The sequence below is a fragment of the Cupriavidus mimosae genome (assembly GCF_023952485.1).
Lineage (GTDB): Bacteria > Pseudomonadota > Gammaproteobacteria > Burkholderiales > Burkholderiaceae > Cupriavidus > Cupriavidus taiwanensis_C.
Window position 1 is genome coordinate 1 of the sequence record NZ_JALHRY010000065.1, and the last position, 2,312, is coordinate 2,312.

General features: G+C 55.6%; 2 protein-coding genes. Both read left to right on the plus strand.

The window, feature by feature from the left end:
* The first annotated feature begins 187 nt into the window (after window positions 1-187).
* Window positions 188-1,141 carry a branched-chain amino acid ABC transporter permease gene (locus tag MKD50_RS30235; protein WP_081479564.1) on the plus strand — a complete coding sequence of 318 codons (954 nt, stop codon included), beginning with the start codon at window positions 188-190 and terminating at the stop codon, window positions 1,139-1,141.
* 74 nt (window positions 1,142-1,215) lie between these two features.
* Window positions 1,216-2,235 (plus strand): zinc-dependent alcohol dehydrogenase family protein, encoded by a 1,020-nt coding sequence (locus tag MKD50_RS30240; RefSeq protein WP_012354724.1) that lies wholly within the window; start codon window positions 1,216-1,218, stop codon window positions 2,233-2,235.
* The last annotated feature ends 77 nt before the right edge of the window (window positions 2,236-2,312 follow it).

The following is a 2,312-nucleotide window of genomic DNA, read 5'->3' on the forward strand; positions in this document are numbered from 1 at the left end:
CGCTAATGAGGCCGGAATGGGCGCCAAAACGCGGAAAAAGTCGAGGCAGTGACGTCCGGCTTCCGGATTGTGAAAAACAGCGCTCCCCGCCTTGCGGGGAAAAACTCATCGCTAGCGCGATGAGTACTTCAGCAGCCTGCTAGGCATCGCTTTGCTCCTGCCCAACTTCGTTTATCCCGTTCTCCTTATGAAGATCATGTGCTTCGCGCTTTTTGCATGTGCATTCAATCTTCTAATGGGATTCACCGGTCTTCTTTCTTTCGGCCATGCAGCACTATTCGGTGCGGCCGGGTATGTGACCGGATACGCAGCCCGCGATCTTGGCATCCCAATGGAAGGAGCCATCGTACTCGGTATGGTGGTTTCTGCCATTCTTGGATTCCTGATGGCTAGTCTTGCGATCAGGCGGAAAGGGATTTACTTCACGATGATCACGCTTGCGCTGGCTCAGATGGTTTATTTCGTCTGTCTCCAGGCGCCGGTTACTGGGGGTGAAGACGGCATGCAGGGGATCCCGCGTGGCAAACTCCTTGGCGTTCTTGATCTTGGGGACGATACGACCATGTACTTCGTTGTACTGGCAATATTCGTGGCCGCCCTCGCATTGATTACCCGGATCGTCCAATCTCCGTTCGGGCAAATCCTCAGGGCGGTCAAGGAAAACGAGCCTCGATCCATCTCCCTTGGCTACGATGCCGATCGATACAAGCTGATGGCCTTTGTCCTGTCTTCCGTCCTGACCGGTTTGGCAGGCTCTGTCAAAGCGATCGTGCTCGGCTTCGAGACCTTGGTCGATGTGCATTGGGGCCTGTCAGGCATGGTCGTACTCATGACGCTAGTTGGCGGAGTTGGCACCCTGATAGGGCCCATTGTCGGCGCTGTTGTCATCATGGTGCTTGAGAATGAGCTAGGCGAAATTGGTGAAGCGCTGGCAACAGCTACTCATATCGAGTGGTTCGATGCCCTGGGCGAATCCGTCACGATAGTCACCGGCTTGACGTTCATTTTCTGCGTGCTCCTATTCCGGAAGGGTATCGCCGGCGAATCCAACGCATTCGTCGCGAGAAGGCAGTCGCATGCGATAAGGTCACACGTCCGTCGACGGCGTGACTTGGCTCATAAGCCGGTCAACACGAGGTAGCTGCTGCTGCTGAGATTTTCTGAAGGGCTATCGCATGGTAGGTGCGAGCACCAAAGCGTAGAGAGGAACATACGATGCGTGTATTCCAAGTTGAGCAGGACTGGTCCATCGAGCATCTCCAGATGGCGTCCAAACCGATGCCTCAGCCAGCCACAGGGGAGGTGCGTCTCAAGATGCGGGCTGCGGCTTTGAATTATCGCGATCTCATTATTCCTAGCCACGGTTACGGGAAGCGAATGAAAGATCTGCCACTCATCGTTCTAAGCGATGGTGTGGGTGTCATTGATGCCGTAGGCGCTGGGGTAACTCGGTTTCAGGTAGGTGAGCGTGTATGCCCGATCTTTTATCAAACGTGGGTGGACGGTGCACCAAACGCCGAACGAATGCAATCTAGCTTGGGTTGCGAGCAGGATGGAACCATGGCGACCCATTTGGTGATACCCGAGGAAGGGGTATGCCGTGTGCCCGCCTACCTCTCTGATTTTGAAGCCGCAACGTTGCCTACTGCGGGTGTAACGGCGTGGCGAGCCCTGATCACCGAGGGGCGACTGAAGCGAGGGGAAACCGTCCTCGTGCAAGGGACTGGCGGAGTCTCTCTGTTTGCGCTCCAGATTGCGAAGTCACTGCGCGCGGTCGTGATCATTACGTCTTCCAGCGACAAGAAACTTGCCAGCGCGAAGTCGCTTGGAGCGGACTACCTGATTAATTACGAGAAGGAGCCACAATGGTGGCGCACGGTGAGAGAGCATACGCGGGGCGTCGGCGTCGATCACATTGTTGAAGTCGGGGGGGCAGATACGCTAGCCCAGTCCGTGCGCGCTGTCCGGACAGGAGGAACAATCAGCTTGATCGGTGTCCTTTCCGGTTCTGATCCAAAAATTCCACTCGGCCAGGTTGTAACGCGGCACATCAGGTTGCAAGGCATCACTGTCGGCAGCCGTGCCGACTTGGAAGCAATGCTAACCCATTTCGAAGCGACCAGATTGCGCCCCGTGGTCGATCGCATATTCCCATTCGAGGCGCTTCATTCAGCAATGCATTACCTCGCTTCAGGCAAGCATTTCGGAAAAATCTGTATTCGCCACTCGGTGTGATGTCGTCGGCTCGAATGCGCAATAGCAGGCTGCTGAAGTACTCATCGCGCTAGCGATGAGTTTTTCCCCGCAAGGAG

Coding starts and splice junctions, on each gene's coding strand:
- MKD50_RS30235 (WP_081479564.1), top strand. CDS start 188: ATGAAGATCATGTGCTTCGCGCTTTTTGCATGTGCATTCAATCTTCTA.
- MKD50_RS30240 (WP_012354724.1), top strand. CDS start 1,216: ATGCGTGTATTCCAAGTTGAGCAGGACTGGTCCATCGAGCATCTCCAG.